Below are 22,760 nucleotides of genomic sequence, written 5' to 3'. Positions count from 1 at the left end.
ATGGCGACCGAGAAGCTCTCCATGGCGCAGGCGCTCAACCGGGCGCTGCGCGACTCCCTCGCGGAGGACCCCTCCGTGTACGTCTTCGGTGAGGACGTCGGCCCCCTCGGCGGCGTCTTCCGCATCACCGACGGCCTGACCGCCGAGTTCGGCGAGGACCGCTGCTTCGACACCCCGCTCGCGGAGTCCGGGATCGTCGGCATGGCCGTGGGCATGGCGATGAACGGCATGCGTCCGGTGGTCGAGATGCAGTTCGACGCCTTCGCCTACCCGGCCTTCGAGCAGATCGCCAGCCACGTCGCCAAGACCCGTAACCGCACCCGGGGCCGGGTCGGCCTGCCCATCGTCATCCGCGTCCCCTACGCGGGCGGCATCGGCGGCGTGGAGCACCACTGCGACTCCTCCGAGGCGTACTACGCGCACACCCCGGGCCTGAAGGTCGTCACCCCGGCCACCCCCGAGGACGCCTACTACCTGCTGCGTGAGGCCATCTCCTCCCCCGACCCCGTGGTCTTCATGGAGCCCAAGAAGCTCTACTGGGCCAAGGAGGAGATCGACTTCGACCGGCCCGCACCCGGGATCGGGCAGGCCGTGGTCCGCCGCGAGGGCACCGACGCCACCCTGATCGCCTACGGGCCCTCCGTGTCCACCGCGTTGGAGGCCGCCGACGCCGCCGCCCGGGAGGGCCGCAGCCTCCAGGTCGTGGACGTGCGCTCGGTCGTCCCCTTCGACGACGAGACCGTGTGCGCGGCGGTCCGCTCCACCGGTCGTGCCGTGGTGGTCGCCGAGGCCAGCGGGTACGCGAGCGTCGCCTCGGAGATCGTCGCCCGCGTCACCGAGCGCTGCTTCCACTCCCTGGCCGCCCCGGTCCGCCGGGTGACCGGTTTCGACATCCCCTTCCCCCCGCCCAAGCTGGAGCGCTTCCAGCTGCCCGGCGTGGACCGGATCCTGGACGCCGTCGACGACCTTCAGTGGGAGGACCAGTGACGACCCGCACGTTCGACCTCCCCGACCTCGGGGAGGGCCTCACCGAGGCCGAGGTGGTGAAGTGGCTGGTCGCCGTGGGCGACTCCGTCACCCTCGACCAGCCCGTCGCGGAGGTGGAGACCGCGAAGTCCATCGTCGAGGTGCCCTCGCCCTTCGCCGGGACGGTCTCCGTCCTGCACGGGCAGGAGGGTGAGGTCATGGCGGTCGGTAAGCCGCTGATCAGCGTGCGGACCGAGACGGCCCCCGCCACGGGGACGCCGGACGCCGGGGCTCCGGCCGCGGAGCCCGTGACCGCCGACGCCGACGGTGAGCGCTACCGCGAGGAGGAGCGGGCGGGCTCGGGCAACGTCCTGATCGGCTACGGCACCCCCGAGTCCACCGGCACCGGTCGCCGCCGCCGTCCGCGCCCCCGGCCCCCGGCGCGCGGCGCCCAGCCGCCCGCCCCGGTGGCCCCGGTGACTCCCGTCCAGGCGGCCCCGGTACGCCGGGTTCCACTGGTGACCTCGCCCCTGGTCCGGCAGCTGGCCCGCGGGGCCGGGCTGCGCGTGGCCGACATCCAGGGCAGCGGACCGGGTGGCCTGATCACCCGCCGCGACGTACGCTCCGCGATCGAGGCGGCCGGTGCCAACACCGCTCCGGCCCCGTCCGCCCCGGTCGCGGTTCCCTCCCAGGCCGATCCGGCCACCGCCCCGGCGCCGGTCGCCCCGGGAGCCGTCGACACCCGCACCGGCCTCACCGAGTCCCAGCGGGTCCCCATGGGCACCTTTCGCAGGGCGGTGGCCGCCTCGCTCTCCCGCAGCCGCGCCGAGATCCCGGAGGCCACCGTGTGGGTCGACGTGGACGCCACCGAACTGGTGCGCCTGCGTCAGTCCGATCCCGAAGGCCCCGGCCTGCTCGCCTACGTGGCGAGGTTCGTCCTCGCGGGCCTGCGCGCGTACCCGGAGCTCAACGGCCTCGTGGACACCGAGCGCGAGGAGCTCGTCCAGTACGACGGCGTCAACCTCGGCCTGGCCGTCCAGACCGACCGGGGCCTGGTCGCTCCGGCGGTGATGGGCGCACACAGGCTCACCACCGGCGAGCTGGACACCGAGATCAGGGAGCTCACCAGGCTGGCCCGCGAGGGCCGTGCGACCCCCGCGCAGCTCACCGGCGGCACGTTCACGCTGAACAACTACGGCGCGCTCCGCGTGGACGGAAGCGCGGCGATCATCAACCACCCGCAGGTGGCGATCCTCGGCCTCGGCCGGATCATCGACAGGCCCTGGGTGGTGGACGGGGAACTGACGGTCCGCAGCGTCACCCAGCTGTCGTTCGCCTTCGACCACCGGGTCTGTGACGGCGGCGCGGCCGCCGGGTTCATGCGCGTCGTCGCCGACGCCATGGAGAGCCCGGCGAAGGCGATCGCCCGCCTGTAGGGCGAAGGACCAGCGTCCCGGAGGAGTCGGCACCTCCGGGACGCTTCCCTGTCCCGTTGACCGAACACGCCCCCCGGGGTTGGTCGGCCTCCGTGTCAACGGGCCGAATCGCCCGGCTGCCCGGCCCTCCGCGCCATCCCCTCGATTCTCAGGCGTCTGGGACTTCGCACGCACCGCGCCGATCCAGGGCGGCGTGCATGCGGCGCAGCCTCGGACCGAAGGCCCCGCGGATGCCGATCGCGACCGCCAGGTCACCGGCCGGACCGAGGCCGGTGCTGAACTCCACCAGATCGGTGTGGCGTGTGCCCTCGCCGTACGGCTCCACCGTGTGGGTGTGCCGCCAGTACCGCAGCGGACCGCGCACCTGGAGGTCGCTGAAGGAGCGGCCCTCCTCGTAGGCGTCGACGACGGCGACCCAGCGCACGGGGTGGACCCCGGCCGCGCCCCAGCGCAGGTCCAGGACCTCACCCTCACCGAACCGCTCGGGCCAGCTCAGCACCTCCACGCCCGGGGGCATGGCGTCCACGAACCCCTCCTCGCTGAGGATCAGCGCGAACACCCGCTCCGGCGGCGCGGCGAAGTCCTCGGTCACCCGCAGCCTGGTGGTGCGCCGTGGGCGGACACTCCGGTCACGTTCCCTCACGTCAGGTGCCCAGGAATCGCAGCAGCACCTCGTTGACCTCCTCAGCATGGGTCCACAGTAGGCCGTGCGGTGCTCCCTCGAACTCCACGTACTCCGCCGAGGGCAGCAGCTCGGCGAACCTGCGCCCCGTCGCGTCCACCGGCAGGATGCGGTCGCCGGTGCCGTGCACGATCAGCGTGGGCACGTCGATCCTCGGCACGTCCTCGCGGAAGTCGGTGATCCAGGTCATCGGGCAGGCGGCGGAGGCCACCGGACCGGAGTTCGCGGCGCTGTTCCAGCTGTTGCGCACGGCCTCGTCGCTGATGCGGTCGCCCAGCGTCTCGTCCAGGTTGAAGAAGTCCGCCAGGAACCCGGTGAAGTAGGCGTAGCGGTCGGCCCGGACCTGGGCGACGATGTCCTCGAAGAACTCGCGCGGGGCGGCGCCGCCCGGATTGCCGTCAGTCTGGAGCAGGAAGGGCTGGAGCGATCCGAGGAAGACCGCCTTGCTGACCCGATCGGAGCCGTAGGACCCCAGGTAGCGGGCGACCTCTCCGGTGCCCATGGAGAATCCGACGAGCACCGCGTCCCGGAGGTCGAGTGTCTCCAGCACGGTCCTGAGGTCGGCGGCGAAGGTGTCGTAGTCGTACCCGTCCGCGGGGTGCGACGACTGCCCGAACCCCCGGCGGTCGTAGGAGATCACCCGGTATCCGGAGTCCAGGAGGACCGCGGTCTGCCGCTCCCAGGACCGACCGTCGAGCGGGTACCCGTGGATGAGGACGACCGGCTGGCCGCTCCCCTGGTCCTCGTAGTACAGCTCGACCGGATCGCTGTTCTCGGCGTCGACGGTGATGCGTCCCATGTTGCCCCCACCCGTGTCGGGAAACTCGGCGTGCACACCCCACTCACCCTAGGAAGACACGTCCTTCGGGAACACAAACACGGGTTATGCCTTGGGTCCGGACTCGGTGGGGCGGGCTCCGGGGAACCGATTCCCCTCGGCGAACGGGAGCGGGAGGCGCGGGCCGTCGGGCGGACATCGATCCGCGCCCTGTCGGTTTGTCGACAGGACGACGGATCGACACGCGAACCGGACGGGGCTACTCCTCGCCCTTGGCCACCAGGGTCAGGACGTCGTAGGTGGCGACGGGCTCGCCGTCCTGGTCGGTGACGAGCGCGTCCCACCGGACCTCGCCGTACTCCGCGTTCGTGCGCGGGGTGATCTGCTTCGCGGTCAGCGTCACCCGGATCACCGCGTCCTCCTTCACCGGAGTGAGGAAACGCAGGTTGTCCACGCCGAAGTTGGCGAGCACCGGGCCCGGGGCCGGGTCCACGAACAGCCCGGCGGCCAGCGACACCACCAGGTAGCCGTGCGCCACGATCCCGCCGAACAACGGGTTGGCGGCGGCCGCCTCCTCGTCGGTGTGTGCGTAGAAGGTGTCACCGGTGAACTCGGCGAAGTGGTCGATGTCCGCGCGGGTCACCCTGCGTTCCGCCGACTCGATGGTGTCGCCGATCCGCAGTTCGCCGAGGTCCTTGCGGAACGGGTGCACCTCGCCGACGGCCCTGCGCGAACCGGTGGTCCAGTGGCCGGTGATCGCGGTGAGCATGTCCGGGGAGCCCTGCACGGCGGTGCGCTGCATGTGGTGCTTGACACCGCGCACACCGCCCATCTCCTCGCCGCCGCCGGCGCGACCGGGGCCGCCGTGCACCAGGACCGGCATCGGTGAACCGTGGCCGGTGGACTCCTTGGCGTCGTCCCGGTCGAGCACCAGGAGGCGGCCGTGCCAGGGTGCGACGCCCAGGACGACCTCCCGGGCCACATCCTCGTCGTGGGTGACCAGCGAACCCACCAGGCTGCCCTGGCCGCGGGCGGCCAGCTCCACGGCCTCGGCCACGGAGTCGTAGGTGATGATCGTGCTGACCGGGCCGAAGGCCTCGACATCGTGCGGCTCCTTCGCGCCGGGGGCGGCACGGAGCAGGATCGGCGACATGAACGCGCCCGTGCCGTCGTCGGCGCCGGTCACCTCGACCCGGTCGGGGTCGCCGAACACCAGCTCACTGGAGGTGCGCAGGGTGCGGACGGCCTTGCGGACCTCCTCGCGCTGGGCCAGGGAGACCAGGGCGCCCATCCGGGCGTCGGGGTGGTCGGCGGCGCCCACCACGACCTTCGACAGGCGGTCCGTCAGGGCCTCGGTGACCGCCTCGGCCATCGCCGTGGGCACGATCACCCGGCGGATGGCGGTGCACTTCTGGCCCGCCTTGACGGTCATCTCCGCCACGACCTGCTTGACGTACAGATCGAACTCGGGGTCCGCCACACCCACGTCGGGGCCGAGGATCGAGCAGTTCAGCGAGTCGGCCTCGACGTTCAGCCGCACACCGCCACGGACGACGTTCGGGTGCTCCCGGAGCAGGGCCCCGGTGGCGGCGGAACCGGTGAAGCCCACGATGTCCTGCGGTCCCAGGTTGTCGAGCAGGCCCCGGTGGCTGCCCACCAGCAACTGGAGGGAGCCCTCGGGCAGCAGGCCCGACTCCACCATGCGCCTCACGACCGCGACGGTCAGGTACGAGGTCTGGCCCGCGGGCTTGACGATGCTCGGAAGACCCGCGAGGAAGGCCGGGGCGAGCTTCTCCAGCATGCCCCAGACAGGGAAGTTGAAGGCGTTGATCTGCACGGCCACGCCCGGGCGCGAGGTGTACACGTGCTGGGCGACGAACGTGCCGCCCTTGCCCAGCGGTTCGAGGGGACCGTCCAGGATGACCGTCGAGTTGGGGAGTTCGCGGCGGCCCTTGCTGGAGAAGCTGAAGAGCGTGCCGAAGCCGCCGTCCACGTCGACCACGGTGTCGCGCTTGGTGGCGCCGGTGCGGTGCGAGAGGGCGTAGAACTCGTCCTTGTACCCCATCAGGTGCTTGGCGATCTCCTTGAGGATGTTCGCCCGCTGGTGGAAGGTGAGCTGGCGCAGCGCCGGGCCGCCGACCTCACGTGCGTACTCGACCATCGCGGCGACGTCGGGTCCCTGCTTCGAGATCCGCGCGACGGTCTCGCCGGTGTTCGCGTCGGCCAGCGGGGCACCCTCGTCCGCGGGGGTGAACCACGATCCCTGTGCGTAGCTCTCCAGTACTTCGGACACGTGACGGTCCTCTCCTCGGTGTGGGTCTGAGCGAACAGTATTACAGACCGATCGGTCAGTAAATAGGCGCCGAACAGCCGGGCAATGTCCCACCAGCGCTTTCCCTGGTGACCCGAGATGCCTGGCCACCTCCGGTATCGGGGCCTACCGTGGAGCCATGACCAACTACGCGCGGATGTACCGTCTCGGCGTCACCCCGTGGGAGCGCTACGGATCCGTGGCCATGGTCCGGTTCCTCTCCTTCCTCGACCGCGAGGCCGAGGAGAGGGGCGGTCCCGGCCGCGCGTTGGACATCGGATGCGGCCGGGGGCGGTTCACCCCGGAGCTGGCCGAGAAGGGCTGGGACGTGACCGGTGTCGACCTGGTCCCCGCCGCCGTCGAGGCGGCTCGCCTCCAGGGGCCCGCCGAGGTGAGCTACCTGGTCGGGGACGCCACCGACCTCTCCCCCGACCTGGGGAGCTTCGACCTGTTCATCGACATCGGCTGTTTCCAGGGCTTCGACGCCGAACAGCGAGCGGCCCAGGGGCGCAGCGTGACGGCGCTCGCCGCCCCGGGAGCGACCCTGATCATGCTGGAGTTCGGGCCGTCGATCTTCCGGAAGATGGTCGGAGGGGTGTCCCAGGCCGAGGTCCAGGAGGCGTTCCCCGGGTGGGACCTCCTCGACGTGGAGGACGCCCCTCGGAGGGGGCTCGGATTCCCCATGAACCGCACCTCGCCCCAGTGGTACCGCCTGCGCTACCCCTCCTCGTAGGAAGGGTTCCCCGGACGATCAGTCGGAGAGGGCGTCGACCAGGGAGAGTGCGTCCGGAACGCCCCCGGCCCCGCTTCCGCCCACGGGTCCGGAGGCCGGCACCCCACTTCCGGTCAGGCCCTCAGCGGAAACCGGTATGTCCCAAGCTCAGGCACTTAGTGACGACGCCGCCCCCGTTCCGAAACCCGCCTTAACCACTCGTGGATTTGTCGACAAATTGACTCGTGGAGGTCCCAGCGCGGGCGAAAACCCGCCCCCTAGCGTGTCAGCGACAGCACCTCGGCACCCGGCAGCTCCGCCAGCAGCGGGCCGGGAACGCGCAGCTTCGAGCGGCGCAATCCACTGCCCACCACCACCCACGGGGTGTCGTGCACCCGCTTGTCCACCAGGACCGGCCACCCGTCGGGCAACCCGAACGGGGTGATGCCCCCGTACTCCATGCCCGTCAACCCGGTCGCCTCGTCCATCGGCGCGAACGACGCCTTGCGTGCCCCCAGGTGTCTGCGCAGCACCCCGTTGACGTCGGCCCGGTCCGTGGCCAGCACCATGCACGCCGCGTACGTCACCTCGCCGCCGCGCTTGGCGGACAGCACGACGCAGTTCGCGCTGGTCTCCAGGGTCAGCCCGTAGGCCTCGCAGAACTCGGCGGTGTCCGCCAACTCGGGATCGATCGCGGCGGCGCGCACCGAACCGTCGAAGGGCGCGATGGCCGCTCGCACCGAGTCAGCCGTCAGCTCCGGGTGATCGTGCGCAGGCACCCAGTCGATTCGCTCCGCCATGGCCGCTCCCCGTTCCCGTACCGCGTTCCCGCTTCCGTGCGCCACCATGATGCCCCACGTCCGCTCCCCGGCAGCAAACGGAAGCCCTCGGCGGTCGTGGCGCCGGATTCCCCGGGAGTCCGTGTCCGCTCACCCTCGAACGGGCCCGCGGGGTCTAGCCCCCGTGCCGTCGCACGATCTCACCGGCCAGCTTCGCCAGCCCGTCCGCCTGGTAGCCCGGCCATCCGTGCACCGCCGCCAGGTACTCCTCCGGGACGGCCGAGCGTCCCCACCGCGCTCCCACCAGCGCACCGGCGATCGCCGCCACGGTGTCGGTGTCGTCGCCCGCGCGCACCGCCGCCCACACCGGGGCCGCGTACCGGTTCCGGTCCCCCGCCTCCACCGGGGTGTGCGCGATCGCCGACCAGGCTGCCTGGAGCGCGCGCACCACGAACCCGTTGGGTGCGAACGCCCGAGGCGGGGAGTCCTCGGCCTCGGCCAGGTGCCCGGCCCAGGTGTCGCGGTCGTGGGACTCCAGCAGGTCGAGGCCCGAGCGCGGACCCTCGTCGGACCCGTCCACCACGGCCTGCCGAATCGCCTCACACCACAGCACGCACGCCTGGGCAGCGAGCGGGTCGCCGTGGGTGAGCAGGCTGTACACGCGCACGGTCTCGGCCAGTTGGTGGCGGTCGTCCAGGTGCGCCAGGGCGAGCGGGGCGGTACGCATCAGCGACCCGTTGCCCGCGCTCCGCTCCCCGGCGCCGAACATCCGAGCGGAGAGTCGGGTCATCGCCTCCGCGGCGCCCGTCTCCCCCGCACCGTCGTCGGCCAGGGCCCGCTCGGTGTCTCCCAGGACTCGGGCGGTCTGCGCGCCGATGTCCGTCGCCCCGTCACGGCGCCAGGTCAGGAAGGCCCGGGCGGTCTGTTCCAGAGCCGGCCCGGAGCGGGGGTCGTCGTGGTCCCGGAGCGACTCCGCGATGCACACGGCCATCTGGGTGTCGTCCGAGTACTCCCCGGGGGCGTAGGGCCCCAGGCCACCACCGACCATCGCGGGGACCTCCTCCTCGGACAGTCGGGCGGCGAACTCGTAGGGCACCCCGAGCGCGTCGCCGCACGCGGCCCCGAGCAGGACACCGGCGGCCCGATCGTCCCGGTCGTGGTTGCTTTCGAGGGTGTTCATGGGGCCTCACAGGGGGCGAAGGAATTTCTGGCCGACTCTACTCCCGTCGTCCCGGGACGGTCTCGCCTCTTGGCCAGGGGGTATTCGGGCAGAGGGAACCGTGTGTCCGTATTCGCTCACCCCTGTCCGTATACGGACCGTTGGGTCAGGCCTCGCGTGGTTTCGGCGCCGTAGAATCCGACTCATGGAGTCCCCCACCCCCTCCCCCCTTTCCGGTGTCACGCTGCACGGACGCGTTCTCGTGGGCGACCGCGTCAGCGGTGACGGCCCGGTGTCCGTCCACGAAGGGCACGACACCGTGGCGGACCAGCCCGTCACGGTCACGCTCCTCGATCCCCACCTGGTGGCCGACACCGCCGTGGTCCACGCCTTCCTGGGCCGGGCCCAGACCCTGGCGGGGCTCCACGCACCCGGCCTCGTGCGCGTGCTCGGCGACGGTCGGGACGGCGAACACGTGTACCTGGTCACCGAGCCCACTCCGGGAGAGACCCTCGCCGAGGTGCTCAGCGGCGGTGACCAGGGGTTGCGCTACAACCCGCACATGGCCCTGAGTATCGTGGCCGAGGCGCTGGAGGCGCTCCGGACGGCCCACGACCAGGGTCTGGTGCACGGCGGCCCGACCCCGGACGACGTGGTGCTGGGGGCCGACGGCCGGGTCACGGTGACCGGGTTCCGACTGGTGGGCGCCGAGGATCTGACCCCGCGCTCGGACGTACGCGCAGTGGGGGCGCTCCTGCACGCCCTGTTGACCGGTGAGCTCCGGGTCGAGGAGGGGGAACCGCTGCGCCCCTCGGCCACCGTCCCCGGATTGCCGCCGGACCTGGACATGCTGGTCTCCAACGCCACCGAACCCAACCCCCGCTACCGGCCGCGCGACGCCGGGCAGTACCTCAACCTGGTCGATCAGGTGCTGAGGTCGCTGCCCCAGCCCCGGGACGAGGGCGGCGACATCACCCAGCCCATCCCGATCGTGGTCGCCGACGCCCTCGCCGCCGAGGCGGACCCGGGACCCGCGGGGAACGCGGAGACCACTCCCCCGTGGCGGCGTCTGCCCGTCCTGGTCGGAGCCGGGGCCGTGGTGCTGGCGCTGTGCGTCGCCGGATGGGCCCTGGTCCCGGGTGAGGACACCCCACTCCCCGATCTCGCCGGGTTCTCCCCGGAGAAGGCTGAGGTGGAGCTGGCCGCCCTGGAACTGGACCTCACCTTCGCCTACGAGGATGCCTACAGCGAGGACGTCGATCCCGGAGAGGTGGCCGCGACAGAGCCCGCGGCGGGCACGGAGCTGGAGGGCGGCGAGTCGATCCTGTTGTCGCTGTCGGTCGGCCCTCAGCACGCGGAGGTCCCGGACGTCGCGGGCGGCACCGAGAACGACGCCCGCGCCCTGTTGCGCGAGGCCGGGTTCACGGAGGTCGAGGTCGTCCAGGAGCACTCCGCCGAGGAGGCCCCGGGCACGGTTCTGTCCTCGGTGCCCGAGGTCGGCGAGGACGGCGACCGTGAGGAGCCGGTCACCCTGCACGTCAGCGAGGGCGTCATCGTTCCCACGCTGCTGGGGATGGGGAAGGTGGAGGCCTCCGAGGCGCTGGCCGGGCTCGGTCTGACCGTGTCCGTGGTGGAGGCCCCGAGCGAGACCGTCGAAGAGGGGGCGGTCAGCGGCCAGGACCCCGAGCCGGGCACGATCCTGCCCGAGGACGGTGCCGTCACCCTCACCGTCTCCACCGGCCCCGAGGAGGTAACGGAGGCCCCGGAGGACGGGACCGCCGGTGGCTCCGGGGACGGCGGTGCAGGCGAAGGCAACGGCGGTGGCCAGGAGAGCCCGGCGTCCTGCTCGGGCACGGCCTGGGACGGGGGCACGATCTACGAGGAGGGCGACCGGGTCCACTACGAGGGGCGCACCTACGAGGCCCGCTGGTGGATCCAGGGCTTCCCGCCGGACATGGGCGGCGAGTGGGGCGCCTGGTCGGACCAGGGCCCCTGCTGACGGATCCGGGGCACAGGAGACCGGGGACCGGGGAACCGAACCCGGAACCGGGGCCGGACCCCTCCCGATCCCACGCCCTTTTCACCTGCTCGGGGATCGGCCGGGTCGCCTCGTCGCCCTGGCCGCCTGGTTCAACCGCCGGTGGTGAAGTCCGTGACGTGGTCGCGGGCCCACCACCGGAAACTCTGGGCGGGCAGGCCGAGCACCGTGGCCTGTGGGCCGGCCTCACTGGTCGCCGAGCAGGTCCACGCCCTTGTCGAGCAGACCGTGCAGGTGGAGGGCGAGTTGCAGTTCCAGCGCGCGGTCGGGGATCTGCCAGTCCGCTCCGATCAGCTGCCCGATCCGCTCCAGGCGCTGAGCCACGGTGTTCACGTGGATGTGCAGGTCGTCCTTGGCGCGGGAGAGGTTGCCCCCGGCGGCGAAGTAGGCGCGCAGGGTCTCCACCAGCAGGGTGCCCCGTTTGGCGTCGTACTCCAGGAGCGGGCCCAGCGTCGCCGCCACGAAACCGGGGACGTCCCTGTCCTGGCTCAGCAGGAGCCCGGAGAACCCGAGGTCGTCAGTGGTGGCGGCGTCCCCGATCCGCCCCAGGGACCGCAGGGTCTGGAGACACCGCACCGCCTCCGTGAACGCGTCCCGGAAGGTCTCCGGACCCCGGGTGGGTCCGGCCAGCCCGGCCGTCACCGGGCCGTTGGCGGCGGCGGACAGCTCCGCCGACACCCGACCGCCCACCTCGGAGGGGTCGGATCCGGGCAACGCCAACACCAGCCTCCCGCCCCGGGCGGCCGCCAGCCCGCCGACCTTCTCGGCGGCGAAGGCCGCTGCCGAGCGCAACCGCTGCGGGTCTCCCCCGGGCGCCTCCGCGACAACCAACACGTGGGGGGTGTCCAGGTCCGCGTGGAGCAGCGCCGCCCGCTGGCGCAGGGACACCGGGTCACGCGCGGGCACTTCCAGGAGTTCGTTGAGCAGGTCGCCGCGGACCCGGTGCTCCGTCTCGCTCACCGAACGGCGGATGAGCAGGAGCAGCGCCGTCACCATCGCCGCCCGCTCAAGCACGCGTTGGTCGGTGCTGTCCAGCTCGACTCCGCGCAGCACGAGTGTGCCCAGGGGTTCCGTGCCCGCCGCCGCTGCCGCCACCCACGCGTCCTCGACGGACACGGCGCGCCCGCTGGCCAGGGAGGATCGAGCGGCCTCGGCGATCCCCGCGTCTCCATCGGAGAGGGGGTCCCCGTCCCCCTCGGGCTCACAAGGAACACCGACGGTCTCGCGCGTACCGGCCGCACTGGTCGTCCCAGCAGCTCTGGATGTGCCGGTCCCGTAGGTCATCCCGTGCACATGGGTGGCACCGGCCACACCCTCGGGGGAAGCGGTCACCGACTCGTCGGAGGTCCGGTCATGGATGCGCACGGTTCCGCCCAGGACCTCGGCGACCGCCGCAGCGACCTCCCGCACCCCTCCCCCGCCCAGCACGAGGTCAGTGAACCGGTCGTGCGCGGCAGCCGACCTCTCCACTGACGCCGTGTGCCGTTGCAGGCGTTCGTTCACCGTGTGCAGCTCGTCCAGGGCCCGACGCGTGTCATCGATGAGGTTGGCGTTGTCGATCGCGATCGCGGCGTGCGTGGCCAGCGACGACAGCAGCGCCACCTCCGAGTGCGCGAACGGCCGCTCCCTCCGGTTGGCCGCGAACAGCACCCCGACCCGGCGCCCGTTCATGCGCAGCGGCACACCCAGGATCGCGACCAGCCCCTCCTCGCGAACACCGTCGTCGATGTTCTCGGCGTGCTCGAAGCGGGGGTCCGCGAAGTAGTTGGCGGTGACGTACGGCAGCGACGTACTGGCCACCAGGCCACCCAGCCCCTTGCCGGGAGCCAGCCGGAGCCGCTGGAAGGTCGCGGAGACCGACCCCGACGTCACCCGCATGTAGGTGTCGCCCGCCTCCGGGTCGCTCAGGGTCAGATAGGCGACGTCCGTCCCGAGCAGGTGTCGGGCGCGTTCCACGATCGCCCGGAGAACCTGGTCGAGGCTGCGCATCCCGGCGAGGTCGTTGGCGGTCTCGAACAGCGCGCTCAGCTCCGACTCGCGCCGCTGCCGGTCCCGCAGCACCGACCGCACGCGCAGCGCCGCGAACTTGGCGCTCTCCAGCGCGGACACCGTCTCCGCGTCCGAACCGTCCGAGCGTGCTCGCAGAACCGGTCGCTCGTACTCCACGGCCGGAGCGTCACGAAGCAGCAGCTCCAGGAAGAGCGCCTGCCGCTCGGCCCCCGACCTCTCGGGGGGAGGACCCTGAGGGTCAGGGGTGGTGTTCAGCTCGAACTCCAGGCTCCGTCGATGGGCAGGGACGCCCCGTTGACGAAGGAAGCGTCGTCGGAGCACAGGTAGGCGACCATCTCGGCCACCTCGGATGGTTCGATCAACCGCTTCACCGGGGTGCGGGCCAGCAGGACCTCCGAGATCACCTGATCCTCTGGGATCCCGTGCGCCTCGGCCTGGTCCGCGATCTGCTTCTCCACCAGGGCTGTCCGCACGTAGCCCGGGTTCACACAGTTGGAGGTCACTCCGTGTGGGGCGCCCTCCAGGGCCACCACCTTCGAGAACCCCTCCAGCCCGTGCTTGGCCGCCACGTACGCGGACTTGTAGGCGGAGGCGCGCAGCCCGTGCACGGAGGAGATGTTGACGATCCGGCCCCATCCGCGCCCGTACATGTGCGGCAGGGCCCCGCGCACCACGCGGAACGGCGACTCGACCATGAGTCGAAGGATGAGGGAGAAACGCTCCGGAGGGAAGTCCTGCACGGCGGAGACCGTCTGCACCCCGGCGTTGTTCACCACGATGTCCGCGCCACGGGCCGCCTCCTCGGCCGCGTCGAGGTCGGTCAGGTCCAGCTCCACCGGCTCGCCCACACCCTGTTCGGCGAGTTCGGCGAGGGTGGCGCCGTCGATGTCGACCAGCCGGACCGTGGCCCCGGCGGTGGAGAGGCGCAGGGCGCACGCGCGGCCGATCCCGCTGGCGGCGCCCGTCACCAGCGCCGTCCTTCCCGTGAGGTCGACGCGGGTGGTGTGGGGGGACGGCGAGGCCGAGGGGGCGGAGGTGGACTCCGGGAGAGGGGTGGTCCTGGGCGATGGCGAGGCACTGGGAGGGAAAGGGGGGTGGGAAGAGGGTTCGGCGGGGGAACCGGGGGCCTGTCGCGCGGCGTCCGACAGGAACTCGTGCGTCGTCATGCCAGAAAACTAGGCGCGCCCCGCACACCGGGGGATAGGGGGCACAGACACACCCCGGGGCGCGACCATGTGGTTTCGGCCCATGCGCGAGCGAGAGACTGTGGACTTCTCACCTGTCGGAGTCAGCTGATCGGAGTCCCGTCAACATGTTGCTCAGGTCACTCGCGTTCTAGGCTTCGGTGTACCGGTTCGGCCGAACCCCCCGATCACCGTTACCCCCCCGGAGCCGTGCCATGCACTCCCCCGCCCCATCGCTCCCCTTCTCCTGCCGCGTCCTCGGACTCGTGCTCGTCGGCGTCGACCGGTACCCCAGCGTCATCAGGCCCCTTGGCGGGCTCGATCAGTCCGATCAGCCCGACACGGCTGGTCACACCCGTCCTCTCCGCGGTCGCCGTACTCCTCATGGCGGTGGCGGCCCTGGTGGTCGCCGCGCCACGCGCCTCGGCAGCCGAACTCGCCCCGGTGCCCTCGTTCGGCCCCAACCCCGGCAACCTCTCCATGTACGAGTACGTCCCCGACGGCCTCTCCCGAGGCGCACCGCTGGTCGTCCTGCTGCACGGCTGCTCCCAGGACGCCGCCGCCTACCACCGCCACTCCGGCTGGGCGGAGCAGGCCGAGGAGTCCGGCCTCGCCCTGGTCTACGCCGAGCAGAAGACCGCCAACAACTCCAGCCGGTGCTTCAACTGGTTCGAGCCCGGTGACGTGGCCCGCGGCTCCGGAGAGGCCCGGTCGGTGGCCTCGATGGTCGAGCACGCCGTCGCCCAGCGCGGACTGGACGCCGATCGCGTCCACGTCTCAGGGCTGTCGGCCGGCGGCGCCATGACCGGTGAACTTTTGGCCGCCTACCCCGACCTCTTCGCTGGAGGGAGCATCGTCGCCGGTGTTCCGGTGGGGTGCGCCAGCGGCATGCTCGACGCCTTCACCTGCATGAACCCCGGAAAGACCCAGACGCCGCAGGAGTGGGGTGACCGGGTCCGCGCCAAGCTCCCGGACGGAGCCGGCCTGCCCCGGGTTGCGGTCTGGCACGGGACCGCCGACCACACCGTGGCCACGGCCAACGGTCAGGCGAGCGTCGCGCAGTGGGGGAACGTGTGGGGGCTGTCCACCTCCCCCGACGGCACGGAGAACCTGCCCGGCTCCACGACCGCTGAGTACTACGGCGGTGGTGCTGCGGACGCGGCGGTCGCGTACTTCTCCGTGGCGGGGATGGGTCACGGTACCCCGGTCGACCCGTCGTCGGGATGCGGCACGGCGGGGGCCCACTTCCTGGACACGGTCTGCTCCACCGGGTACACCGCGCAGTTCTGGGGCGTCGCGGGGACCGGTGACGGTGAGCCCGCCGATCCGCCGGACGAGGGCCCCACGGAAGGTCCGACCGAAGGACCCACGGAGGGACCCTCCGGAGAGTGCGTGACCGCGAACAACCACGTCCACGTCATCGAGGGCCGGGCCGAACACCGCCTCGGCCACGCCTACGCGCTGGGCTCCGGGGACCTGCTCGGACTCTGGAACACGGCCGTGCGGACCTCACTGACCGAGACCTCTGCGGGTCACTGGGAACTCACCCCGGGCGGTTGCTGAGGGTGAGGCCGTGGGGACGACCGTCGAGGCGGGATGATCGGATGTCGAAGCGCGTGAGACCGGCGTCGGAGTACGGCACGTGCGATGGAGCGTCCGGGCGGTCAGAACCCCGCCCCCTCGGAGTCCCGGGCCAGGTGACCGAAGTGCGCGGTCACGGCGCCCAGGGCGAAGTGCGCGGCCTGGTGCTCCGTCATCGGGACGATCCCCGCGGGCACCTGGATTCTGAACGGGAACTCGTCTTCGGGGCTGATTCTGAAGTCGTCGATCACCCCCTGCGAGAGCAGGAGGGTCAGAGCCTCTCGGACGTGGCCGTTGCGGTTGTCTGAAGCCCAGATCGACATGCTTCAACGGTAACCCGGAAGCTTCCGGAAAGCTGGTGCGGACGGGCATTCGAGCCCGTCCGCACCGTTTCTCCCACTCGGCCCCCGCAGGACGGGCACGACCCCCGTGGTGTCCGTCCTCGCGATCGCTCCCCTAGGGAGCCTCGATGCGGGCCTCACCCGCGAGAACGTGGGAGGTCAGCTTGCGCAGCGCGAGCCCGGTCGCCTCGAACTCCTCGGGGGGCAGGTCGATGACCCGACCGATGGCCTCCGGGATGCCCCGGGCGCGGGCCCGCAGCGCCGCTCCGTCCTCCGTGGCGGTGACCAACACCGAGCGTTCGTCGTCCGGGTCGCGGTCCCGGCGAAGGAGGCGGTTGGTCTCCAGGCGCTTGAGCAGCGGCGTGAGAGTGCCGTAGTCGAGTTGCAGCACCGCGCCGATCTCCTTGACCGCGCACTCTCCGCGTTCCCACAGGAGCATCATCACGAGGTACTGGGGATAGGTCAGGCCGAGCGGATCCAGCAGAGGGCGGTAGAGGTTCGTGACGGCACGCGAGGCCGCGTACAGCGCGAAGCACATCTGCTCGTCGACTGCTGGGAGTTCGAAGTCGCCCCTGGGGGCGGGGGATCGGTCGGGCATCGTTCCACATCGTAGTAACCACGCACCCAATGTCAAAGCCCACAATTGCCTTGCGCACAAGGCAAAAAAGGACATCGGGACACAGGGATGTGCATCAGGTGTCAAGTCGTCCGCGATGGCGTCGAGCCCGAGTCGGGTCGGCGCCATCGCGGAGCTGTCGGGGAGTGGGGAAAGGTGTTGAGCGAGTGTGTCGGGGGTCGGGCAGGAGACCGGGGAAGGGTTGAGGATCGTGAGCGTCCGAGGACGGTAGCGCTGGAGCCGGGAAGCCGGGAAGCCGGGAAGCCGGGAAGCCGGGAAGCCGGGAAGCCGGGGAGCTGGGGAGTTCGAGGGCTCGTGGGTTCGCGGGACCGTGGTGGCGGATCTCAGAAGCCCGCGAGGGAACGGGACGCGTTTCGTTGGCGCGAGCGCGGGGCGTTATCCCTGCCTGCGCGAGCCATCCGGTTCGTCTGAGGGCTGCCAGTCGTGAGGCCGCAGCGAGGCACTGCTCGGCAACCGCCCTTTGACCACCTTCCCGGTGGCGTTGCGGGGCAGCTCCTCCAGGACCACCACGTCACGCGGTACCGAGAACCGGCCCAGGGCCTCGCGGACGTGCATCCGGAGTTCGTTCGGATCCACGGAGCGGCCCTCGTACGGCACCACGTAGGCCGCGAAACGTTGGCCGAACTCCTCGTCCGGGACCCCGGTCACCACCACTTCCCGCACCGCCGGCATCGTCACGATCGCCTCCTCCACCGGACGCGGGAAGACGTTCTCACCGCCCGACACGATCATGTCGTCGTTCCGCCCGGCCACGTGCAGCAGCCCGTGGGCGTCCACGTAACCGCGGTCGCCCGTCTCCATCAGCCCGTCGGCGATTCGTTTGGTGTTTCCGTTGGTGTATCCGTCGAAGAGCATTTCGTTGCCGACGTGGATCGCTCCCTCGCTCCCCTGCGGAACCTCCCGGCCCTGTTCGTCCAGCACCGCGATCCGGGTTCCGAGCGGAGGCCGACCGGCGGTGGTCGGAGCCAGTCGCAGGTCCTCCGGGGTGGCGATCGTCGCCCACGACACCTCCGTCGACCCGTACAGGTTGTAGACGACGTCCCCGAACGCGTCCATGAAGTCGCTGATCAGCTGTGGGCTCATCGCCGAACCACTGCACGCCACGATCCGCAGGGAGGAGGTGTCGTACCGTTCGCGGGTCGACCGGGGCAGATCCATGATCCTCCGCAGCATCACCGGCACCGCGAACAACACCGTGCACCGCTGTTCCTGGATCGTCCGGAGCGCGTCCTCCGGCTCGAACAGTCGGCGCATCACCAGCGTCGCCCGCATCGACATGCCCAGCTGCACCCCGGCCAGCCCCCAGGTGTGGAAGACCGGCGCCGACACCAGGATGCGGTCCTCGGAGTCCAACGGGATGCGTGACAGCACGGAGGCGGCGTCCTGCGGCCCCTTCGGGGTGGGACGGCGCGCTCCCTTCGGAGTGCCCGTCGTCCCCGAGGTGAGCACGATCAGCCTGCCGGGGCGCTCCGGTGGTGGCGGGTCGACCGCCCGACCCTTCGGGTCGTTGCCCGCTGAGTGCCCTCCGGGATTCGTCTGGAGTCCCCGGGGCGCCGCGTTCGGCCGGAGAGACCGAGGCGACCCGGGCGATGGCGAACCCGCCCCCCTGGACACCCGGTTCCTCGTGGGTATCCGGGCCCCGGGCACACGCGGTTCACCCCAGGCCGTCACGCGAGGGATCTCCGGAGCCAGGTCCTGGTACAGATCCTCGAACTCGGCGTCCGCGATGAGCAGCGAGACCTCGTTGCGCTTCATCACGTCGAGTAGGGGGCCCGCAGCCAGGCCGGTGTTCAGGAGGACGGCGTCCGCGCCCAGACGGCCGCAGGCGACGGCCGCCTGCACCAGTCCGCTGTGGTTGCGGCACAGGATGCCCACCCTGGTTCCCTGCCCGACCCCGAGGTCGTGGAGGTCCCGGGCCAGTGCGCGCCCGAGCTGGTTCATCTCGCCGAAGGTCGTGCTGCCGGATTCGTCGATCACCGACACCTGGTCGGGTACGCGCTCACCGGCCGCGGCGTAGCCGCCCGCGATCGTGGCTCCCCAGGTCCTCAACGCGCGGAGCTGGCGGACGATCCTGTCCGGACGACCGGGGGAGAGGACCCCGGCCCTCACCAGGACCCGAGCGACCTTCAACGTGTGGCGGAGCCTGGACGCGGACGAGGGCGGGGCCGGTGGGGATGGTGTCGGTGTCGCGTAAGAGGCCGAAGAGGCTGAAGAGGCGGGAGGAGTGGAGGGGCCGGGGGAGCGGGAAGCCGCCGGAGTGGACCCGGCCGACGAGGAGGGTCGTTCCGGTGGGGTGGGCGGGCTGCCGGGATGGGACGCCATGAGGTCTCCGAGTGGGTCCGGGGACGGGCGAAGCGGTCCGCGCCCTCCGCGGAGCCTTCGCCTCGTGACTCCACGGAGTACTGCGACCGTAGGCGAGGAGGCCACGGACTTTCTTCGTCGACAGGTGAGTGACTACTCGTGCGTAGTTGTCACTGGGGAGAGTGTGTTCGGCGACCGCGCCCAGCCGGGGAGGGCTCGGGCCAGCGGGGGAGGGATCGGGAGGGCGAGGCGCACGGTCCGGCCTCGGCCGTTCGAAAGGCCGGGGGACGGGTGTCAAGGCCGGGGGACGGGCGTCGCGGGGATCGTGTCATCGGCCCCTGGATCGCGGTGGCTTCGAGGCCTTCGCGGACTACGCGGAGTCGCCGAATCGAGAGGTCGAGAAGTCGACAAACGACCTGGTGGAGCGGGTTGAGAGGGAGGGCCGAGCCACTTCGGGGCACGTGTGGCCCGGCCGTTCAGTGGTTGGTCGTGGGTGCGGTGGGAGGAAGGGAAGGGCCGGGCGGGGCTCGGCCAGGAGGAGAAGCGTCAGAACGGGGGCCGTGCGGAACGGCCCGAACGGGTCAGCCGCTCACCGTGATGGGGCTCGCGGGGTCGTCCGCGTTGGTCACCGCGTAGGTGGCGGTGAACCCGGCCTCGTCGACGTTGGGGCAGCCGAAGCCTCCCTCCACGACGACGGCGGTCGCGGTGTCGAAGGCCAACGTCGAAGCCGGGTCGCCGTTGGACCACACACCCTCGATCGGCGCGTCCGCGGTGGGACTGACGGTGGCGGTACAGGTGGCCAGACCGGTCGTGTTCACCACGATCCCCGCCGCCGGGACGACCATGGTGGCCAGGGAAGGCGACCCGTTCTGCATCGTCATCTGCCAGACGGGATCGCTCACGGTGACGGTCGCGTCCACGAGGATGACGTCAGTCGTGCAGTCCGTGAAGTTCGGGGCGTTGATGGGGCCGCCCACGGCGCCGTCCGGGTTGTGGTTGTCAGGGGCGTCGGGAACGAGGTTGTTGCCGTCCCCGGGAGAGGTCAGAGAGATGCCGCAGGTGATCGTCACGTCTCCTGCGGTGAAGATCGCTGATCCGACGAGTTCGGCGCTGAAGGCGGCGCCCGCGGGTTCGACCGTGGTCGGGCCCTGCTGCTCGGCGAGGGCGGGGCCGCCCCAGCCGAGGACGAGGGCGCCGACGGCGGCGACGGCCAGGCAGGAGCGGGTGCGGGATCTCGGTCGCGGAACCGACATGGGAACTCCTTGGGTGAGGTGGCCGGGCACCATGCGGAGTGGACGCCCGGCGCGACGGGAGGTGAACGCACGCGCCGACGTAGGTGGACGTCACTTGCCTGACGGGGCCCGGGACGGGCCGACGGGGGTGAGGCGGGGGTACGTCGCCCACCCGTCCCGGGAGATCGGTGGTCCTGCGGCCCGAGCCGGAGCGGGAATCGGCTCGTGGTTCCGTCGGTGTGACACGGTTCGGGATGCGACGTGGGATACGCCGTGGGACATGCGGCGAGATACACGTCGGACGCCGGGTCGGATCGCGGACCAGGCTGGTGGGAATCAGAGGTGAGCGGTCAGGAGCTCAGTTGGGGTCCTGGGTCCAGTGGGGGCTCGGGGTGTGGTCGAGTGCCAGCCCCTGGAACCGAACCGGAGACTGGTTCTTTGACCTCATGACGTCTGCGGCGACGCCCTCGCCGTCGACGAGGTGGCCGCGCGAGGGGACGCCACGCGAAGGCCAACCCCCCGCCGACCAGGGCCAGCAGGGTGCCGACGACGAGCCCTCCGAGGTTGGACAGGATCAACGCGCCCAGGGCGATGAACCCGGCGAAACTGCCGGTGATCACGTGCTGGTTCGGGGTGAACCAGGTGACCAGGCCCAGGACGATCAGCATCCCGCTGAACACGAGGGTGGACACGGCGCCGACGCCGAGATGGATCATCAGCTCGACCGGGATACGGGTGATCAGGACCATCTCGACCCCGGCCAGGATCATCAGCAGCCCCGCAAGGAACGGGCGTCGCTTGCGCCACCGGGTCCAGGCGGTCCACCCGTTCCGGGCTCCTCCTAGAAGCACTCGGCATCCCCACGTGAGATGCCGAGGCTGAGGTTGTGGAGCTTGAAGGTCCCGGCGGAGGCTGCGCGGGCGGTCTGCTCCATGTTCTCGACATGGATGGTGTCGGACTGCATGCCGAACAGGTCCGTGTGGCCGCGGCCCGAGCCGAACCCGTCGGGGCCCTGGTCCAGGGTGGAGGCGTCACGGCCGATCTCGATGTTCGTGAACTCGGCGTTGCCGTCCATCTGCTCCATGTCGATGACCAGGTCCGAGGCCTGAACCGGGGTCCCCGCATCGCCAGCGGTCAGCACAAGGGCGATCGAGCCGACCAGCGGGAACTCCGTGGTGAGGACCGACTGACACAGCCCCTCGATCTCGGCGGACCTGATCCCGGCTGTCGCCACGGGGATCGGCTGGCTGCGGGCGGTGGCGTTGACCCACCCGAACTGTGTAAAGCCCTCACCACGCATCTCGTCAGCGGAGATCTTGAACTGCTGACCGGAGACGCTGAAGGAGGCGGCCAGGGCCCCGCTGGCCATCGCGACGAGGATGCCTCCGATGGCTGCTCCGGCGGGTACGCAGAACAGTGCGAAGCGCTTCCAGCTGGTGTGGCTCTCCGGGGACTCCACGGTGGTCGTGGATCCGGTCGAGACGGGGGTGCTGGCAGGGGCGTCGGGGGATGAGGAGTCCATGCGAGTCCTTCCAAGGGTGCATGGCCGCGCTGCGCCCGCCGTTCCCCCGAACTTCCGGCACGCGGCCTGGTCGAGGTCCGTCCCGTGGGCGGGAGGACCAAGTGACCAGAAAATGAGTTCCTGTGACGCTGCACATCATGTATCGGATTCGGCTGGATGACAAGAGTGCTTCGAGAACTTTTCGATCCGTGTCCGAGAGAGGGGAAAATGATCTTACTTGGATTTTTGGGATGCTCCTGACGTGCGAGAACATGCAGGCGCAAACGCTTGGTGGTGTCGTGCTGAATGAGTGAAGAGTTGTGATGGAAGGAAAGCCTCAGCAGAGCATCGATTTGTCAATTCGATGAGGGTTGTCCGCACCTCTTTTCGTCATTTCGGTGAGTGGCCGAGCTGCCAGTGGGGGCCGGGGGTCGCGAGTGAGGGATGGGAGCGGCAGCTCCGTGGGTGGGGAGGGGTTCAGGAGGAGCGGGGGTGCTGGGGTGGGGGCTCGAGGAATCTCAGGGGGCTGGGGAACCGCGTTCAGGGGGTCTGGGGACTAAAGGAACGCGCGCGCGTAGGCGCACGGGGGAACGTCGGCTACCGGGGGTGGAGGGAGGCCGGGGGTGAAGGCCCCTCGCTGTGCACCCGGTGACCGGCGACACAGAGCTCTGGTTTGCCTGGGGTGTGGGCTACCGGTAATGTTCACCAGGTCGCCGCGAGACGGTGAGCGGCCCGCGAGGGTCGACTCGAGCCGGGTCGCGATCTCAGACATCCTCTTCGAAGCAAAGTGGTTCGAGCACTGCTCGGGCCATGTAAACTCGGAGAGTCGCTTCAAGGAAACGAGCAAAAGCCGCAAGGCAGCAACTCGGAACCAAACGAAGCAAAACGGGCTTTACCCCGATCTCGTGTTTAGCGGAAACGCTGCCACAAACCGCCGATTTGGCGGGGCGCGGAACACCTGATAAAGTAAAGACACAACAGCGGAAACGCAAATAGCCTTCTCCGGAAGAGCAGACTGAACTTCGGTTCTGGCGCTTGTACGGGAAGAGTGATTGTTTCTTGAGAACTCAACAGCGCGTGTTTGATTTTCTTTAAGCCATGTTTGTTTTGGC

Annotated in this window: 18 protein-coding genes; 5 read left to right on the top strand and 13 right to left on the bottom strand. The window is 70.7% G+C overall.

Annotation, left to right across the window (positions count from 1 at the left end; translation table 11 throughout):
* Both BDW27_RS19290 and BDW27_RS19285 read left to right on the top strand, forming a co-directional pair.
* Positions 1–987: an alpha-ketoacid dehydrogenase subunit beta gene (locus tag BDW27_RS19290; RefSeq protein ID WP_110050820.1), complete on the top strand. Its 987-nt coding sequence runs from the start codon at positions 1–3 to the stop codon at positions 985–987.
* The gene (locus BDW27_RS19285) at positions 984–2,402 is read left to right on the top strand and encodes a dihydrolipoamide acetyltransferase family protein (protein ID WP_110050818.1); all 1,419 of its coding nucleotides are present in this window, start codon (positions 984–986) and stop codon (positions 2,400–2,402) included. The genes BDW27_RS19290 and BDW27_RS19285 overlap by 4 nt, the downstream gene beginning before the upstream one ends.
* A 148-nt stretch (positions 2,403–2,550) precedes the next feature.
* Here the strand turns inward: BDW27_RS19285 and BDW27_RS19280 are convergent, their stop codons facing one another.
* The 3 genes from BDW27_RS19280 to paaZ form a co-directional block, all read right to left on the bottom strand.
* Complete coding sequence (locus BDW27_RS19280) at positions 2,551–3,045, bottom strand: SRPBCC family protein (protein WP_110050816.1); 495 nt, start codon at positions 3,043–3,045, stop codon at positions 2,551–2,553.
* 1 nt (position 3,046) lies between these two features.
* Positions 3,047–3,883 carry an alpha/beta fold hydrolase gene (locus BDW27_RS19275; protein ID WP_110051007.1) on the bottom strand — a complete coding sequence of 279 codons (837 nt, stop codon included), beginning with the start codon at positions 3,881–3,883 and terminating at the stop codon, positions 3,047–3,049.
* A 238-nt stretch (positions 3,884–4,121) separates the two neighbouring features.
* Positions 4,122–6,155, bottom strand: coding sequence for a phenylacetic acid degradation bifunctional protein PaaZ (gene paaZ, locus BDW27_RS19270; RefSeq protein ID WP_110050814.1), 2,034 nt, complete (start codon positions 6,153–6,155; stop codon positions 4,122–4,124).
* A gap of 157 nt (positions 6,156–6,312) precedes the next feature.
* Here paaZ and BDW27_RS19265 point away from each other — a divergent pair, with 157 nt between their 5' ends.
* A complete protein-coding gene (locus BDW27_RS19265) occupies positions 6,313–6,906 on the top strand; it encodes a bifunctional 2-polyprenyl-6-hydroxyphenol methylase/3-demethylubiquinol 3-O-methyltransferase UbiG (RefSeq protein ID WP_233515831.1) in 594 nt (197 codons plus the stop codon).
* A gap of 257 nt (positions 6,907–7,163) precedes the next feature.
* Here the strand turns inward: BDW27_RS19265 and BDW27_RS19260 are convergent, their stop codons facing one another.
* Together BDW27_RS19260 and BDW27_RS19255 are read right to left on the bottom strand one after the other, a co-directional pair.
* Positions 7,164–7,685, bottom strand: coding sequence for a YbaK/EbsC family protein (locus BDW27_RS19260; RefSeq protein ID WP_110050812.1), 522 nt, complete (start codon positions 7,683–7,685; stop codon positions 7,164–7,166).
* A 154-nt stretch (positions 7,686–7,839) separates the two neighbouring features.
* On the bottom strand, positions 7,840–8,844 hold the full coding sequence (locus BDW27_RS19255; protein ID WP_110050810.1) for an ADP-ribosylglycohydrolase family protein: 1,005 nt from the start codon (positions 8,842–8,844) through the stop codon (positions 7,840–7,842).
* A 184-nt stretch (positions 8,845–9,028) separates the two neighbouring features.
* On the opposite strand from BDW27_RS19255, the gene BDW27_RS19250 reads away from it, so the two are divergent.
* Positions 9,029–10,822: a PASTA domain-containing protein gene (locus tag BDW27_RS19250; RefSeq protein ID WP_110050808.1), complete on the top strand. Its 1,794-nt coding sequence runs from the start codon at positions 9,029–9,031 to the stop codon at positions 10,820–10,822.
* Between the two features lie 225 nt (positions 10,823–11,047).
* On the opposite strand, the gene BDW27_RS19245 is transcribed toward BDW27_RS19250, so the two are convergent.
* Positions 11,048–13,138 (bottom strand): helix-turn-helix domain-containing protein, encoded by a 2,091-nt coding sequence (locus tag BDW27_RS19245; protein WP_370446536.1) that lies wholly within the window; start codon positions 13,136–13,138, stop codon positions 11,048–11,050.
* Positions 13,123–14,037, bottom strand: a complete 915-nt coding sequence (locus tag BDW27_RS19240; RefSeq protein WP_110050806.1) for a 3-hydroxybutyrate dehydrogenase — start codon at positions 14,035–14,037, stop codon at positions 13,123–13,125. Before BDW27_RS19240 ends, BDW27_RS19245 begins: the two co-directional genes overlap by 16 nt.
* A 402-nt stretch (positions 14,038–14,439) precedes the next feature.
* Here BDW27_RS19240 and BDW27_RS19235 point away from each other — a divergent pair, with 402 nt between their 5' ends.
* Positions 14,440–15,618 (top strand): PHB depolymerase family esterase, encoded by a 1,179-nt coding sequence (locus tag BDW27_RS19235; RefSeq protein WP_110051003.1) that lies wholly within the window; start codon positions 14,440–14,442, stop codon positions 15,616–15,618.
* 101 nt (positions 15,619–15,719) lie between these two features.
* Here BDW27_RS19235 and BDW27_RS19230 read toward each other — a convergent pair whose 3' ends face one another.
* From BDW27_RS19230 to BDW27_RS19205, 6 genes are all read right to left on the bottom strand, one after another.
* Positions 15,720–15,959, bottom strand: coding sequence for a hypothetical protein (locus BDW27_RS19230; protein WP_110050804.1), 240 nt, complete (start codon positions 15,957–15,959; stop codon positions 15,720–15,722).
* 133 nt (positions 15,960–16,092) lie between these two features.
* Positions 16,093–16,575 (bottom strand): MarR family winged helix-turn-helix transcriptional regulator, encoded by a 483-nt coding sequence (locus tag BDW27_RS19225; protein WP_110050802.1) that lies wholly within the window; start codon positions 16,573–16,575, stop codon positions 16,093–16,095.
* A gap of 414 nt (positions 16,576–16,989) precedes the next feature.
* A complete protein-coding gene (locus BDW27_RS19220) occupies positions 16,990–18,744 on the bottom strand; it encodes an AMP-binding protein (RefSeq protein WP_110050800.1) in 1,755 nt (584 codons plus the stop codon).
* Positions 18,745–19,496: 752 nt separating this feature from the next.
* Positions 19,497–20,168 carry a hypothetical protein gene (locus BDW27_RS19215; protein ID WP_110050798.1) on the bottom strand — a complete coding sequence of 224 codons (672 nt, stop codon included), beginning with the start codon at positions 20,166–20,168 and terminating at the stop codon, positions 19,497–19,499.
* A gap of 329 nt (positions 20,169–20,497) precedes the next feature.
* Positions 20,498–20,917: a DUF6114 domain-containing protein gene (locus tag BDW27_RS19210; protein WP_233515843.1), complete on the bottom strand. Its 420-nt coding sequence runs from the start codon at positions 20,915–20,917 to the stop codon at positions 20,498–20,500.
* Positions 20,918–20,988: 71 nt separating this feature from the next.
* Positions 20,989–21,669 carry a DUF6230 family protein gene (locus BDW27_RS19205; protein ID WP_110050796.1) on the bottom strand — a complete coding sequence of 227 codons (681 nt, stop codon included), beginning with the start codon at positions 21,667–21,669 and terminating at the stop codon, positions 20,989–20,991.
* Positions 21,670–22,760: the final 1,091 nt, after the last annotated feature.

This window comes from Nocardiopsis sp. L17-MgMaSL7, assembly GCF_003182025.1.
Lineage (GTDB): Bacteria > Actinomycetota > Actinomycetes > Streptosporangiales > Streptosporangiaceae > Nocardiopsis > Nocardiopsis prasina.
The sequence above is the reverse complement of the archived record's forward strand: the minus strand, read 5'-3'. Positions and strand labels throughout refer to the sequence as shown.

Excerpts from the sequence above, each read along its gene's own strand:
- BDW27_RS19290 (WP_110050820.1), top strand. The coding sequence starts at position 1 with ATGGCGACCGAGAAGCTCTCCATGGCGCAGGCGCTCAACCGGGCGCTG.
- BDW27_RS19275 (WP_110051007.1), bottom strand. The coding sequence starts at position 3,883 with ATGGGACGCATCACCGTCGACGCCGAGAACAGCGATCCGGTCGAGCTG.
- BDW27_RS19265 (WP_233515831.1), top strand. The coding sequence starts at position 6,313 with ATGACCAACTACGCGCGGATGTACCGTCTCGGCGTCACCCCGTGGGAG.
- BDW27_RS19260 (WP_110050812.1), bottom strand. The coding sequence starts at position 7,685 with ATGGCGGAGCGAATCGACTGGGTGCCTGCGCACGATCACCCGGAGCTG.
- BDW27_RS19255 (WP_110050810.1), bottom strand. The coding sequence starts at position 8,844 with ATGAACACCCTCGAAAGCAACCACGACCGGGACGATCGGGCCGCCGGT.
- BDW27_RS19250 (WP_110050808.1), top strand. The coding sequence starts at position 9,029 with ATGGAGTCCCCCACCCCCTCCCCCCTTTCCGGTGTCACGCTGCACGGA.
- BDW27_RS19240 (WP_110050806.1), bottom strand. The coding sequence starts at position 14,037 with ATGACGACGCACGAGTTCCTGTCGGACGCCGCGCGACAGGCCCCCGGT.
- BDW27_RS19235 (WP_110051003.1), top strand. The coding sequence starts at position 14,440 with ATGGCGGTGGCGGCCCTGGTGGTCGCCGCGCCACGCGCCTCGGCAGCC.
- BDW27_RS19230 (WP_110050804.1), bottom strand. The coding sequence starts at position 15,959 with ATGTCGATCTGGGCTTCAGACAACCGCAACGGCCACGTCCGAGAGGCT.
- BDW27_RS19225 (WP_110050802.1), bottom strand. The coding sequence starts at position 16,575 with ATGCCCGACCGATCCCCCGCCCCCAGGGGCGACTTCGAACTCCCAGCA.
- BDW27_RS19215 (WP_110050798.1), bottom strand. The coding sequence starts at position 20,168 with ATGTCGGTTCCGCGACCGAGATCCCGCACCCGCTCCTGCCTGGCCGTC.
- BDW27_RS19210 (WP_233515843.1), bottom strand. The coding sequence starts at position 20,917 with ATGATCCTGGCCGGGGTCGAGATGGTCCTGATCACCCGTATCCCGGTC.
- BDW27_RS19205 (WP_110050796.1), bottom strand. The coding sequence starts at position 21,669 with ATGGACTCCTCATCCCCCGACGCCCCTGCCAGCACCCCCGTCTCGACC.